This window comes from Kitasatospora sp. NBC_01539, from assembly GCF_045040525.1.
Taxonomy (GTDB): domain Bacteria; phylum Actinomycetota; class Actinomycetes; order Streptomycetales; family Streptomycetaceae; genus Kitasatospora.
The window spans coordinates 1,225,332-1,238,248 of the sequence record NZ_CP109390.1; the positions used below are offsets into that span (position 1 = coordinate 1,225,332).

14 protein-coding genes are annotated in these 12,917 nt (G+C 73.5%); 4 read left to right on the forward strand and 10 right to left on the reverse strand.

The features are described from left to right. Positions 1-407: 407 nt before the first annotated feature. The gene (locus tag OG335_RS05240; RefSeq protein WP_405009808.1) at positions 408-578 is read left to right on the forward strand and encodes a hypothetical protein; all 171 of its coding nucleotides are present in this window, start codon (positions 408-410) and stop codon (positions 576-578) included. A 150-nt stretch (positions 579-728) separates the two neighbouring features. Continuing rightward, positions 729-2,219 carry a GNAT family N-acetyltransferase gene (locus OG335_RS05245; protein WP_405009809.1) on the forward strand — a complete coding sequence of 497 codons (1,491 nt, stop codon included), beginning with the start codon at positions 729-731 and terminating at the stop codon, positions 2,217-2,219. A gap of 129 nt (positions 2,220-2,348) precedes the next feature. Here OG335_RS05245 and OG335_RS05250 read toward each other — a convergent pair whose 3' ends face one another. The 6 genes from OG335_RS05250 to OG335_RS05275 form a co-directional block, all read right to left on the reverse strand. Continuing rightward, positions 2,349-3,332 (reverse strand): LuxR C-terminal-related transcriptional regulator, encoded by a 984-nt coding sequence (locus OG335_RS05250; RefSeq protein ID WP_405009810.1) that lies wholly within the window; start codon positions 3,330-3,332, stop codon positions 2,349-2,351. 222 nt (positions 3,333-3,554) lie between these two features. Further along, complete coding sequence (locus tag OG335_RS05255; protein WP_405009811.1) at positions 3,555-4,280, reverse strand: LuxR C-terminal-related transcriptional regulator; 726 nt, start codon at positions 4,278-4,280, stop codon at positions 3,555-3,557. 187 nt (positions 4,281-4,467) lie between these two features. Next, positions 4,468-7,053 carry a molybdopterin-dependent oxidoreductase gene (locus tag OG335_RS05260; protein WP_405009812.1) on the reverse strand — a complete coding sequence of 862 codons (2,586 nt, stop codon included), beginning with the start codon at positions 7,051-7,053 and terminating at the stop codon, positions 4,468-4,470. Positions 7,054-7,271: 218 nt separating this feature from the next. Further along, the gene (locus OG335_RS05265; protein ID WP_405009813.1) at positions 7,272-8,507 is read right to left on the reverse strand and encodes an MFS transporter; all 1,236 of its coding nucleotides are present in this window, start codon (positions 8,505-8,507) and stop codon (positions 7,272-7,274) included. An 8-nt stretch (positions 8,508-8,515) separates the two neighbouring features. Beyond that, on the reverse strand, positions 8,516-9,943 hold the full coding sequence (locus OG335_RS05270) for an NAD(P)-binding domain-containing protein (protein WP_405009814.1): 1,428 nt from the start codon (positions 9,941-9,943) through the stop codon (positions 8,516-8,518). A 41-nt stretch (positions 9,944-9,984) separates the two neighbouring features. Beyond that, complete coding sequence (locus OG335_RS05275; RefSeq protein WP_405009815.1) at positions 9,985-10,173, reverse strand: hypothetical protein; 189 nt, start codon at positions 10,171-10,173, stop codon at positions 9,985-9,987. 113 nt (positions 10,174-10,286) lie between these two features. Between OG335_RS05275 and OG335_RS05280 the strand changes: the two genes are divergently transcribed. Both OG335_RS05280 and OG335_RS05285 read left to right on the forward strand, forming a co-directional pair. After that, positions 10,287-10,649 carry an ArsR/SmtB family transcription factor gene (locus OG335_RS05280; protein ID WP_405009816.1) on the forward strand — a complete coding sequence of 121 codons (363 nt, stop codon included), beginning with the start codon at positions 10,287-10,289 and terminating at the stop codon, positions 10,647-10,649. 182 nt (positions 10,650-10,831) lie between these two features. Next, complete coding sequence (locus tag OG335_RS05285; RefSeq protein ID WP_405009817.1) at positions 10,832-11,305, forward strand: GNAT family N-acetyltransferase; 474 nt, start codon at positions 10,832-10,834, stop codon at positions 11,303-11,305. Positions 11,306-11,423: 118 nt separating this feature from the next. Here the strand turns inward: OG335_RS05285 and OG335_RS05290 are convergent, their stop codons facing one another. Genes OG335_RS05290 through OG335_RS05305 form a run of 4 tightly spaced genes read right to left on the reverse strand, consistent with a single transcriptional unit; the run spans position 11,424 to position 12,844 of the window. After that, positions 11,424-11,759: a YnfA family protein gene (locus tag OG335_RS05290; RefSeq protein WP_405009818.1), complete on the reverse strand. Its 336-nt coding sequence runs from the start codon at positions 11,757-11,759 to the stop codon at positions 11,424-11,426. 11 nt (positions 11,760-11,770) lie between these two features. Beyond that, positions 11,771-12,085: a hypothetical protein gene (locus OG335_RS05295; protein ID WP_405009819.1), complete on the reverse strand. Its 315-nt coding sequence runs from the start codon at positions 12,083-12,085 to the stop codon at positions 11,771-11,773. Next, a complete protein-coding gene (locus tag OG335_RS05300) occupies positions 12,066-12,515 on the reverse strand; it encodes a MerR family transcriptional regulator (protein WP_405009820.1) in 450 nt (149 codons plus the stop codon). The genes OG335_RS05295 and OG335_RS05300 overlap by 20 nt, the downstream gene beginning before the upstream one ends. Further along, positions 12,512-12,844: a hypothetical protein gene (locus OG335_RS05305; protein ID WP_405009821.1), complete on the reverse strand. Its 333-nt coding sequence runs from the start codon at positions 12,842-12,844 to the stop codon at positions 12,512-12,514. Before OG335_RS05305 ends, OG335_RS05300 begins: the two co-directional genes overlap by 4 nt. Between the last annotated feature and the right edge of the window lie 73 nt (positions 12,845-12,917).

Here is a 12,917-nt window from a genome sequence, read left to right on the forward strand (position 1 = left end):
CCGACCAGGCTTCCCGGCACTCCGGGCACGACTTTAACCGACGTTCACCCCTCCCGGACAGCCCGGCCCACCCCAGGCAGCCTGCGCCGCGCGCCGCGGCGGCTGCGGCAACGCCCGGATCACGATGCCGGCGCTCCTCGGCGTGGCCGGATCCGCCAGACCTTGAACGCGGTTGCCAGGTCGACGGCCTGATGTGAGGTCATCGGGAAACCCCGCGAGGGCCCGTGGAGCGACGGGGTGCCGGACCGGCGGAGGGCGACCGATCCGCCGTGGGCCCGGTGTCGCGGGTTCACCGGCGGCCCGTCCGCATCCGCCCGCGCAGGAGGCCCCGGACCAAACCATTGACGATGGTCTATGGGAATGCCAGACTCGATACATCGACAGGCATCTATGGAAAGGGGTCGGCCATGCCCGCCATCCTCCGCGGCCTCCAGCGTGTCCTCTCCACGCGCACCCACCGCACCGGTGACGTGCAGCTGTGCGAGCAGTGCTCCACGGTCAGCGACGCCGCCTCGCGGGCGCAGGAGCGCCGCCGCCACGCCGAGGCCCTGCGCGCCGCCTACGGCCCCCGGGTCTGACCCGCCGCCCCGACCGTCCGGCCCGACGGCGACCGTCCGGCCATCGAGGCCGGCCGGGAGCCGAGCAGCCGCAGTACCAGCACCAGCACTGCAGGGACACCTGACGACACGACACTCCGCAACCGAGTGAAGACCGAGGAGACCACGCACATGACGACCGAATGCTGCGGCACCACCTCCCCCGAGGCGGCGGCCCCCGCGCAGCTCCTCCCCCTCGCCCGGCCCACCACCGGCTGCTGCTCCACCACACCCGAACCCGCCCCGCAGAACACCTCGTGCTGCGCCACCGCGGAGCCGGTCCAGGAGACCTCGTGCTGCGCCACCGGCGCCGACGAGGAGGGCGAGCCCGCAGCGGTGACCACCGGCCTGTCCCTGGAAGAGGCCACCAAGGTCGTCGGCCCGGGCCTTCCCCTGGCCACCGAGCCCTCCCCGTACCTGCTGCCGGGCTGGCTGAAGGCCACCGAGGCCAGCCTGGACAACGCCAGGGCCTGGCACTCCGTCGCCGACCGCGGCGAACAGGAGACCGCCCTCCTGCCCGGCTTCGTCTTCGACGCCGACCCGATCGTCGACGCCGACCCCCGCACCTACCTCGGCTGGCAGCCCGCCTCCGGCACGGTCGCCTGCTGCTCCGCCACCACCTCCTGCTGCGACGGCGCCGTCGACGAGGTCGAGGCCCTGGGCGCCGACGCCTTCTTCCCCTCGCTGCTGCTCGGTTCCCCGCTCGGCTACCGCAGCGAGACCGCCGCCTCCGTCGCGGACCCGCTGCTGGTCGCGGACCTGATCGACCGGATCGTGCCGAGCGCCCTGGAGTCGGGCATCCGGTCCGTCGTCGTCCCCTGGCTGCACGAGGGCGAGCACAGCGAGGTCCTGTCCCTGGCCCTGCAGGCCTACGGCGGCCACGTCGCCTTCCACGGCGAGAGCCACTACCTCGATCTCCAGCACGCCGACTACGACGCCTACCTGGCAGCACTGCCCTCGCGCAAGCGCCGCCGCATCAGCCAGGACCGCGCCCGCGCCGCCGCTTCGGGCGCCCGCGTCGAGCGCCTGGACCGCGAGGAGATCCGCCCGCTCGCCGGCCGCATCGCCGAGCTGATCAACCAGAACCGCCAGAAGTACGGCGGCGGCGAGGACGAGGCCCACATCGGCGCCCTCCTGGGAGCCCTCCTGGACGACGGCGCCGACGTGCGGGCCTACCTCGCTTTCAAGGACGACCGGCTCGCCGCAGCCGTGGTGGCCGTCCGGCAGGGCCGGCGCCTGTTCGTGAAGTGGGCCGGCTTCGACTACGAGATCCTCGGCGAGCGCAGCGGCCTGTACTTCGAGCTGGTCTTCGACCGGCCGGTGCGGGACTCCTTCGAAGAGGGCCTGGCGGTGATCGAGGCCGGCCCCGGCGCCGACGAGGCCAAGCGCCTGCGCGGCTTCCGCCCGCGCCAGGTGCGCTCGGCGATCCTGCTGGCCGACGAGGCGCTGCGCCCCGCGGCGGCCAGGCTCCACGCCGCCTACGGCGAGGCGCAGCGTCAGGCCCTGGGCGCCGGCGAGGAGGAGGTCGCCGGGGTGGTGGGCCGGCTGCGGGCGCGCCTGCGCGGCGACTCCGCCTACGAGCCGGTCCTGCCCGTGCAGCCCGAGGGCGGCTGCTGCGGCTGAGTGTCCTCGTTCGGTACGGCTGATGCGTCCCGGCCAGGTGCGCGGCGAAATCCGTCGAGCGCACCGGCCGGGCGCGTTCGCCGGGGTGCCGTTCGCCGGTGCGCGGGTGTGCCGGTGTGCGGGTGCGGTTCAGTCGGTCCAGCCGGCTCTGGCGGCGAGGATGCCGGCTTCGAAGCGGCTGCGGGCGCCGAGGCGGGCCATCATGTCGGACATCATGCGGCGGGCGGTGCGCAGGCCGATGCCGAGTTTCTTCGCGGCGATCTCGTCGGTGGCTCCCTGGGCGAGCTGGCGCAGCAGTTCGCGTTCCTGGGCGGTCAGTCCGGCCTGGTCGCGGTCGGGGGTGCTGGCGATGGGTGCCGCCCTGGCCCACACCTCCTCGAACAGCGCGACCAGGGCGGCCAGGATGCTGGGGCCGGTCAGCTGGACGGCGCTCCCTGCGATGTTCTCCGGATCCAGGGGCAGCAGGGCGACTTCGCGGTCGAAGAGGACCATGCGCAGCGGGAGGGCCGGTGCGGTGCGGACCTCGCCGCCGCCGGCGTTCAGCCAGCGGGCGTAGTCGGCGGTCGTGTTGTCGTTGCGGGCGCTGTCGAGGTAGACGGTCAGGACCGACACCCCGCGTCTCATCAGGCAGGCGTCCAGGGGGCGGCTGGCTTCGAGGGCGGCCGGGCTCTGGGCGCGGCCGGGCATGAAGGACAGGCACTCCCTGCTGCTGCGGTGGGTGAGTCCTTCCAGCCGGACCTGGATGGCGTCCACGCCGTGGAGGTACTCCACGCCGTGCCGTTCGCCGGTGCGCAGCTCCGAGTACTCGTCGAGGAGGCTGCTGATGGCGGCCTGGCTTTCGGCGAACTCCTGCTGCTGGCGCAGGAGCTGGGCCTGCTGGCGCTGCAGGAGGAGCTGGAAGCCCAGGTTGGGGCTGACGGGTCTGAGTCCGCCGGGTGCCTGTGCGGAGCGGCGCAGGAGGTTGAGCTCGGCCAGGCGGTCCAGGACGGTGCGGACCTGGTCCTCCTGCCAGCCCAGGTGGCGGGCGATCTCGCTGACGCTCCAGTCCGGTTCGGTGAGCATGAGGCGGTAGACGGACTCTGCTCCTGCGTCCAGTCCCAGACTTGTCAGCATCGTGAGCCCCTTCATGCCGAGTCTCACGTCATGAGACGAATTGGCACTACATTGATGGCTGCCGATTTTTTCAGGCTGCAGGACCCTGCCCCAAGAGGCATCCGCGCACGGCTGCGACGGGCGCGGATCGGACACCGTCCGTGTACGTCGGCAGGGCGCCGGCGGGAGGGTGCCCGCCGTCGCGCCCGGTGCCGGCCGTGGCCGCGCGGCACTCCCCGCCCGTCAGCTCGCCCTCACGGCCGATGGGGGGTGTTCTGCCGGGTCGGGCCGCGGCCGTACGTCGGCGAAGCCGCTTCGGTAGGCGAAGACGACGGCCTGCATCCGGTCCCGTACCCCGAGCTTGTGAAGCAGGTGCTGTACGTGGGATTTGACGGTGCCTTCGCTGAGGTGGAGCTGATGGGCGGCTTCACCGTTGCTGGCTCCGTCCGCGAGGCACTTCAGCACGTCGCGTTCGCGGCTGGTGAGACTGGCCAGGCGGAACTGGGCCGGCCGGTGACCGTCCGGCTGCCGGCTCTCTTCCGCGAACCCACCGCTGCTTCGCAGTTCGCCGACCATCGGGGCGGGGAGGACCGCGTAGCCGGCTGCGACACTCCGGACGGCACCTGCGAGCTGTTCGGGTCGGGCGCTCTTGAGGAGGACCCCTGACGCACCCACGTCGAGAACGCGGTGACTGCCCGGGCACAGCCGGCTGGCCACCACCAGGAGCGCGGTGGAGGGGTGGGCGTGCTTGACGGCTGCCGTCAGGGCCCGGGTGTCGGAGCAGGGCTCGACGGTGTCCACCAGCACGACGTCCGCCTCCGAGGCTGCGTGTACCGCCTCGGCGGCGGTAGCGGCTTCGGCGGCGACGTGGAGATCGGGGTGCATCTCCAGGGTCATGCGTAAGCCGGCCCGGGTGAGGTGCTGGTCCGCGACCAGGGCTATGCGGAGCCGGTCGGGCGGTGTCGGCATGCTGCCCCTCCCAGGAACGACCGCCTCCCGCGCCGGGGCGCAGGCATGGTGCGGCCGCTACGGGGAAATCCCCGCGATCATCGTCGGCGGCACTCAATATAGGGTCGGCATCGGCACCGATCAATGTTTCCTGGCAGCAGCATCGGAAGGTGCAATTCGTCCTCCGGCGGGACCGGCCCGAACGCCGTCACGCCTTGCGGACCTGGCAGGCGAAGCACTTGTAGGCCTGCTGGCCGGAGAGGTTGTCGTAGTACTGGTCGTCGGGGAGGGTGTTGGCGGGTTCGTAGCGGGGGTCGCCGAAGATGTCGCCGACCTTCTGGGCGGGGCCGAAGGTGTTGGGGACGAAGACGGTGTCCTCGCGGATGCCTTCGGTGAGCAGGGCGGTGCCGGTGATCCGGCCGCGGGGGCTTTCGACGACGACGTCGTCACCGTTGGCGATTCCGGCGCGGCGGGCCGTCTTCGGGTGGATCTGGATGAGGCGGATGCCGTTGAGCTGTTCGCCGGTGTAGGTCCAGTGGGTGACCTCGGCGAAGTGCACGACGCTGGGACGGCCGGTCATGCCCATCAGGGGGTAGCGGGTGTGGACCCGGTTGTCGGACGGGATGCCGATCTGGACGGGGTGGGTGACGGCCTGGGGGTTGACCGGGTTGGTGACGAACCGCTTCTCGTAGCGCAGCGTCGGGTTGGTGCCCGTGACCTCGGGGTGGGTGAAGAAGACCGGCAGGGCCGAATGGCCGGCGCTCCGCAGGCGCTTGTCGAGGTCGGGGGTGGTGATCTCCACCTTGCCGGAGGGGGTGAGGAACCGCTTGCCCTTGTTGGCGGGGTCGAGCGACTCGGCGGCCTGGTACCAGCTGGGGTGGTCGAGGTAGAGGGTGCTGACGCCGGGGTGGGAGGTGGTCGGGCAGGGCCAGCGCAGGGGTTCGGCCCGCTTGGCCATGCGCTCCTTGGTCATGCCGCCGGCGCCGGGGGTGTGGGCGACGAATTCGGCCCACAGGTTCGTGTAGTCGAGCCATGTGCGGGGGAAGGCGTCGGTCCAGTAGGAGGGCGGGTTCCTGGTGTCGTTGCGGGCCAGGGCGTAGGCGAGTTCGATCCAGATCTCCCAGTCGGGGCGGGACTGCCCGACGCGGGGGACGGCCTGGTCCTGCCAGCGGATGCCCCGGTCGTCGCGGCGCATGTAGACGCCGTCCATCTCCAGGCCGCTGCACACCGGCAGGATGACGTCCGCGTAGTAGGCGGGCTCCTCCATGAACAGGCCGGTGTAGACGTAGAACTCGAGCTGCTCGTAGGCCTCGCGGACCTTGCCGGAGTGCGCGGAGGACACCAGCGGGTTGCCCTGGGTCATGATCGCCCGGAGCCGGTAGGGCTTGGAGGTGAGGATCGACTCGGCAAAATAGTCGGGGCCGACCGGCAGGGCGGTGCCCACCGGTGGCGTCGTGACGGTGAGCGGCGGCAGGTCGAGGCCGCCCGGCCAGGTGTTGTGCATGAAGTTGCAGCCGCCGCCGGGTACGCCGACGTTGCCGGTGACGGCGGCGAGCATGGCGATGGCCCGGTAGGTGTCGAACGCGCCGAGCTGGTGGGAGATGCCGGCGTTGCAGAAGATCGCGGCGGGCTTGGCCGCGCTGTAGTCCTCGGCGATGCGGACGATCGTCGACTCCGGCACGCCGGTGACCTTCGCCGCCCACGCGGTGGTGTAGCCCCGCTCGACGAGGTGGGCCTTCAGTTCGGGGAAGCCGATCACCCAGCGGTCGACGAAGGCCTTGTCGTAGCGGCCCGTGGTCACGACGTGGTGGAGGATGCCGAGGACGAGGGCGAAGTCGGTGTGCGGCTTGGGGGCGACCCACAGGTCGGCCTTCTCCCCGGTCGGGGTGAGGCGGGGGTCGACGACGACGAGCTCGGCCCCGGTGGCTGCGCGGCCGCGCAGCAGGTGGTCGAAGGTGACGGGGTGGGTCTCGGCCTGGTTGGTGCCCAGGAACAGGAAGTACCGGGCCGAGCCGAGGTCTTCCTTGCCGGTGGCGCCGTCGGTGCCGTAGCCGTTGGTGAAGTTGCCGAGGCCGAAGGTGGCGGCGAGGGCGTTGCCGCCGGCGTCGTTGCACACGGGGCCGACGTCGGTGTTGTTGGGGCTGCCGAGGAGCTGGAAGATCCGTGCGACCAGGGAGCCCGTGCCGCGCGGCAGCCGGCCGGTGGTGCGGTTGGCGATCGTGTGGACCTGGCCGGCGTCGCGCAGGGCGAGGAACTTCCTGGCGATGATGTCGAGCGCCTCGTCCCAGCCGATGGGCTCGAACACCGAGTCGGTGGAGCCCTTGGCTCCCTTGACGCGCTTGAGGGGGCGGGTCAGCCGGTGGGGGTTGTAGACCAGCTGGGGCATCAGGTCGGCCTTGATGCACAGGTTGCCCTGCTGCACGGGGTCCTTGGTCTCGCCGTCGACGGAGACGACCCGCCCGGCCTTCAGGCCGATGTGCAGGCGGCAGTTGGAGTTGCAGAACTGACAGGCGGTGGTGACGACCCTGTCGGGCTCCAGGGCCGCGGAGCCCTTGACGAAGTCGCCGCCGGCCATGGGCAGCAGGGTCCGGACGGTGGCCGTGCCGGGCTCCCCGGCGGGTACCGGGGGGCCCGGCACGGCGGAGCCGGCCTCTGCCGCCGCTGTAGGGGCCGGGTCTGCGTGGGCGGAGCCGGGCAGAAGGGCCGCGGTGCCCGCACCCGCGCCTCCGACGATCGCCGATCGCACGAAGACGCGTCTGGAGAGACCGTCGTGGGGCCGGCCCGTGTCCGTCATCAAAGCCTCCGCTGCTGCCGCAGGACATCCGTGCGAGAAGCGCCAATCTAGGAACCTGCGCTCGCGGCCACGACTGCCGCAGGACCCCCTCCCGGCGTCGGTCTACGCCACTCGACCTACTCCCTGGGAGGGAGGTGCGGGCGAACCGGTCAGCCGTGGGTGCCGACCCGGCAGGGCTGACCGGCGGGCCGGCCCACGGGCGGGGTCAGCCGGGCTCCCTACGCGCTGTCGCGCCGCGCCCTCGCGGGCAGGACGGCGAGGGCAGCAGCGAGGCCGGACACCGCGGCGCATGCGGCCAGCAGGGCCGGATAGCCGCCCAGGGCGGGTGCGAGCGCCGCCCCGGCCCAGGGGGCGAGGGCGGCGGCGACCGTGGTGGGCGCTGTGAGCAGGGCGCTGAGACGGCCGTAGGCGCCGGTGCCCCAGCGGTCGGTGACCGCCGTCGCCTGGAGGAGCGTGAGGTTGCCCCGGACCGTGCCGGAGGCCACGGCGAGGACGACGAGCAGCGGGATCGGCCCGGGAACGGCGGCCAGCAGAGCGGTGGTGGCGCCTCCTGCCGCGATCAGGACCGTCGTGCGGGCGGTGACGCCGGTGCGGCGGGCCAGGGCGGCGTACAGGGTGCGGCCGAGGGTCTGGCCGAACCCTGCGAGGCCCAGCGTCCAAGCAGCGGTGGCAGGTCGGGCGCCGCGGGCGATGATCAGCGGTACGAGGGCGAAGACGGTGCCGTACATCGCGAACGCCGAGAGCGTCAGGGCCGCGGCCAGGAGCAGGAAGGGCCGGCTGCGGGCGGGCGAGGAGGCCGCGTGCTCCGGTGCGATTCCGGTCCGGGGATCGGGTCGCGGGGCCGGCGGCCAGGGTGCGCGCAGGGTGAGGGCGTGCAGCGGGATCGTGGTGACGGCGAGGACCGCGGCCAGGACGAGGTAGGTGGCACGCCAGTCGAGGTGGTCGGCCAGGGCCGCGGTCAGGGGCGCGAAGAGGGTGGAGGCGAGTCCTCCGGCGAGGGTGACGGTGGTCAGCGCGCGGACGTGGTGGGGGTGGTGCCAGCGGGTGAGGGCGGCGAACGCGGGCGGGTAGAAGGTGGCGGCCATGGCGGCACCGGCGAGCAGCCAGGCCGCGAGGAAGACCGGCAGGTCGGGTGCGAGGGCGACGCCGGTGAGGGCGAGCGCTCCGGCCACGGAGCCCGTGGTCATGACGGTGCGGGGGCCGTGGCGGTCGATGATCCGTCCGACCGGGATGCCGGCGAGGGCGGAGACGAGCAGGGCTGCGGAGAACGCCGCGGTGGCTTGCGCGGTGGACCAGCCGGTGGCCGCGGTGATGTGGGGGGCGAGCACGGGGAAGGCGTAGTAGAGGATGCCCCAGCCGATGATCTGGGTGGCGCACAGGGCGGGGAGGGCGGCGCGCGGCCACGACCGGTCCCCTGTTCCGGTCGTGGCCGCGCCGGCCTGAAGATCCGTCACGACGGAGGTCAGCAGCAGCAGCCGGCCGGGGCGCCGGTGGTGACGGCGAGGAGCTGGGGCGCCGGGGCGGAGCAGCAGCCGCCGTCCTGGCTGCCGGCGGCTTCTTCGGCGGCGGGCGCGGCGGGGGTGGCGCAGCAGCCGCCGCCGGTCTCCTTGGCGGCCTGCGGGTCGTCGAACAGGCCGGCGCCGCCGCAGACCCCGGTCTCGGGGAGGGTGAGTTCGACGCGTGCGGCGGCCTCCAGGTCTCCGGCGAGGTGGGCCGCTACGGAGCGGACCTGCTCGTAGCCGGTCATCGCGAGGAACGTGGGCGCGCGGCCGTAGGACTTCATGCCGACGAGGTACACGTCCTGCTCGGGGTGGGCGAGCTCGGCGGCGCCGTGCGGGTGGACGGTGCCGCAGGAGTGCTGGTTCGGGTCGATCAGCGGGGCGAGTGCCAGGGGCGCCTGGAGCCGGTCGTCGAGGCCGAGCCGGACCTCGGAGAGGAAGGACAGGTCGGGGCGCAGGCCGGTCAGGGTGATGATCTCGTCGAGGGGGTCGCTGCGGCGGCCGTCGTCGGCGACGAGGACGACGTGCTCGCCGTCGGATTCGACGGCGGTGGTGCGGAAGCCGGTGAGTGCGGTGGCGTGGCCGGCGTCGACGGCGGCCTTGGCGCGCAGGCCCAGCGCCCCGCGGGCGGGCAGTTGGTCGGCCTGGCCGCCGCCGTAGGTGGTGCCGTTGATGCCGCGGCGCAGGATCCAGACGGCGTGGGTGCCGGGGGCGTCCTCGGCGAGCTCGGCGAGGGAGGCGAGGGTGGTGAAGGCGGAGGCGCCGGAGCCGACGACGGCGGTGCGCTTGCCGGCGTAGCGGGCGCGGACCTCGGGGTTGCGGAGGTCGGGGACCTGGTAGGTGATGCGGGCGGCGGTGTCGTCCTCGCCGAGGGCGGGCAGGCCGTCGGCGCCCAGCGGGTTGGGGGTGGACCAGGTGCCGGAGGCGTCGATGACGGCGCGGACGGTGAGGCGTTCGCGGCGGCCTTCCGCGGTGGTGAGGTGCACGGTGAAGGGCTGCTCGGCGCGGCCGGCGTCGACGACGCGGTCGCGTCCGGCGCGGGCGACCCCGGTGACGCGCGCGTTGTAGCGGACGTGGTGGCCGAGCGCGTCGGCGAGGGGCTGGAGGTAGTGGTCGGCCCAGTCCCCGCCGGTGGGGTAGGCGGTGGGGTCGGGGCGGGTCCAGCCGGTGGGGGCCAGGAGCTTCTCGGCGGCGGGGTCGACGAGTTCGGCCCAGGAGGAGAACAGCCGGACGTGGCTCCACTCGCGTACCGCTGCCGCGGCGGTGGGGCCGGCTTCCAGGACGAGCGGGCTGATTCCCCGTTCGACGAGGTGGGCCGCGGCGGCGAGGCCGATGGGTCCTGCGCCGATGACGAGCACGGGCAGGTGGTCGGCGGGGGTGTTCTCGTTCATCTCGGGGTTCTCCGTGCGGGAGGCGTTGGCGGGGCGGGTGTTCAGCAGCAGGTGGCGTCGGCGGCGCGGGCCTGCTCCTTGGCGGCCGGGGCGCAGCAGGCGTTGTTGTCGGCGGCGGCTTGTGCGGTGCCGCAGCAGGGTGCGGGGGCGGGCCTGGGTTCGGTGGCGGCCTGTTCCGGGGCGGGGGCGGGGGCGCAGCAGGTGGGCTGCGGGGTGGCGGGGGTGGGCATGGTTGCTCCCTTCGTCCGGGCGGGTTGGGTGTTCGGTGCCGGGTCCGCCCTGGATCGATGTTTGTCTATGTCTGGAGCTTGCCCCGTGAATCGATAGATGTCAACATAGACACATGTCGAATCTGGAGTGGTTGGAATTGCCGGTCCTCCAGCCGGAGACCGTGCCGTGCTGCCCGCCGCTGACCTCCGCTCCCCTGTCGGAGCCGGACGCGGTACGGATGGCCGCGATGTTCAAGGCGCTGTCGGACCCTGTCCGGCTGCGGCTGTTCTCCCGCGTGGCCTCGCACGAGGGCGGAGAGGCGTGCGTGTGCGACATCCAGGACGTCGGCGTCTCGCAGCCGACCGTCTCGCACCACCTGAAGAAGCTGCGCGAGGCAGGCCTTCTGACCAGCGAGCGGCGCGGGGTCTGGGTCTACTACAAGGTGGCCCCGTCCGTCGTCGCCGCGATGTCGGCGATGCTCGACCTGCGCACCTGACCGCCGGGCCGGCCGGACGGTTCGGCGGTACGCGGCACCGGGCGGCCGGGCGGTACCGTGCCGACGCTGGAACTCCGGCAGGGGGCAGGACACAATGCGCTCTGGTCGCCTCGTCGTGCCGCCCCCGGAGGGCGGCCCTCCACCCAGGGGAATCCGTGCCGGTTGCTTTCACCACTGCCCCGATGACCGCCGACCACGCCGGGCAGGTGCTGGCGATCTACCAGGCCGGGATCGACGAGGGCGACGCCACCTTCGAGACGGCCGCCCCTGCCTGGAACGCCTTCGATGCCGCCCGGCTGCCGGACCACCGCCTCGTCGCGCTGGGGGCGGGCGGCGAGGTGCTGGGCTGGGCCGCGGTGAGCCAGGTCTCGGCCCGGCGCGCGTACGCGGGCGTGGTCGAGCACTCCGTCTACGTCCACCCGGCGGCCCGCGGCCGCGGCGTCGCCGCCCGGCTCCTGCAGGAGCTGATCACCTCCACCGAGGCTGCGGGGATCTGGACGATCCAGTCCGGGGTCTTCCCGGAGAACACCGCCAGCCTGGCCCTGCACGCGCGGGCCGGATTCCGGGTGATCGGCACCCGCGAGCGCGTGGGCCGCCACCACGGGGTGTGGCGCGACGTCCTGCTGATCGAACGGCGCAGCCCCGCCATCGGCTGAACCTCCTGCGCGGAGGCCGCTGTCCGGGCTTCCCGTGCGGCGCGTCAACCCGCCGACGCGATGTGGCGGGCGCCGACGGCCACGGCGCTGTGCAGCAGGCTCGTCGGGGTGAGGGGCGTCAGTGGCCGCGCGGGGCGTACATGATGACGGCGACGCCGGCCAGGCACACGAGGGCGCCGACGACGTCGTAGCGGTCGGGCCGGTAGCCGTCCACGGCCATGCCCCAGGCCAGGGAGCCTGCGACGAACACCCCGCCGTACGCGGCGAGGATGCGCCCGAAGTTCGCGTCGTCCTGGAGGGTGGCGACGAAGCCGTAGACGCCGAGCGCGATGACGCCGGCGCCGATCCAGGCCCAGCCCCTGTGCTCGCGCACGCCCTGCCAGACCAGCCAGGCGCCGCCGATCTCGAACAGGGCGGCGGCGACGAACAGGGCGATGGAGCGCAGGACGGTCATGGACGGCGACCCTACCGGCGGCCGGCCGGGGTGATCTGCAGCGGGTCCTCGGTCTTCTGGCACCCGCACCCGCCGCTGCCGCAGCCCGTCGAGCCGCAGCCGCGCGCGGCCCTGCGCCGCCCCACCCACCACGTGCCGACGGCGAGGACGGCCAGGGCGGCGGCGATCGCGGGCAACCAACCCACCACCGCCCCGGCCCCGGCACCGACCACCCCGGCGGTGATCAGGACGGGCAGCGCGCAGCAGGCCACGCACGCCAGGGCGGCCAGTGCGCCCAGGGCCTTCGGGGTGCGGGCGGTGGGCTGGTCAGCAGCAGGGTCCGGCATGGCGGCGCTCCTCGGCGAGGTCGGTGAACGGGATGGGGCAGCACGGGCTGGTGGCGCACAGGGTGAGGTCGTCGCAGCCGGCGTCGACGGCGGTGGTGAGAGCGGCGCGGATGGTGGTCAGGTCGGCGATCTTCGCGTCGACCTCGGCGAGCTTGGCCCGGGCCCGCTCCTGCAGACCGGGGACGGGGCGGCCGTGGCGGTGGCGGCCGGTCTCCAGCAGCTCGGCGACCTCGTCCAGGGAGAAGCCCAGGCGCTGGGCGGCCTTGATGACCCGCAGCGCGGTGACCGCGTCCTCGTCGTACAGGCGGTGGCCGCCGGGGCTGCGGTCCGGTTCGACCAGCAGGCCGCGCCGCTCGTAGTAGCGCAGGGTCTGGACGTTCACCCCGGCGGCTTCGGCGACCTGCCCGGACCGCAGGCCCTCCCCGCTCATCGCCCGCCGCCCTCGGCCCGTGCCTGCAAGGCGTCCAGCACCTTCTCGTGCGCCGGGTCGACGGCGACGTCCAGGCGCACGTCGCCGTCGGGGCCCGGGGTGACGGTGAGGGTGAAGAACGAGCAGCAGCCGCTCTCGCGGCCCGCCAGGTCCCGCACCGTCTCCTCGACGCCCTCACCGCCGGCGAGCACCAGGTGCAGCCGCAGCCGGTCGCGGCGGGTCGCGGCGGTCAGGCGCTCGGCGAACAGCTCGTCCCACTCCGCCACCCGCAGCGGCTGCTGCTCGGTGGGGAGGGTGCAGGACGTTGGCACCCAGCTCAGCTCGGTCATGGCTCGCTCCCATCCGTCCCCGCGCCGTGCGGGCGGGGACATCTCCGACGGTAGACCTGTACCCGGGTACCGG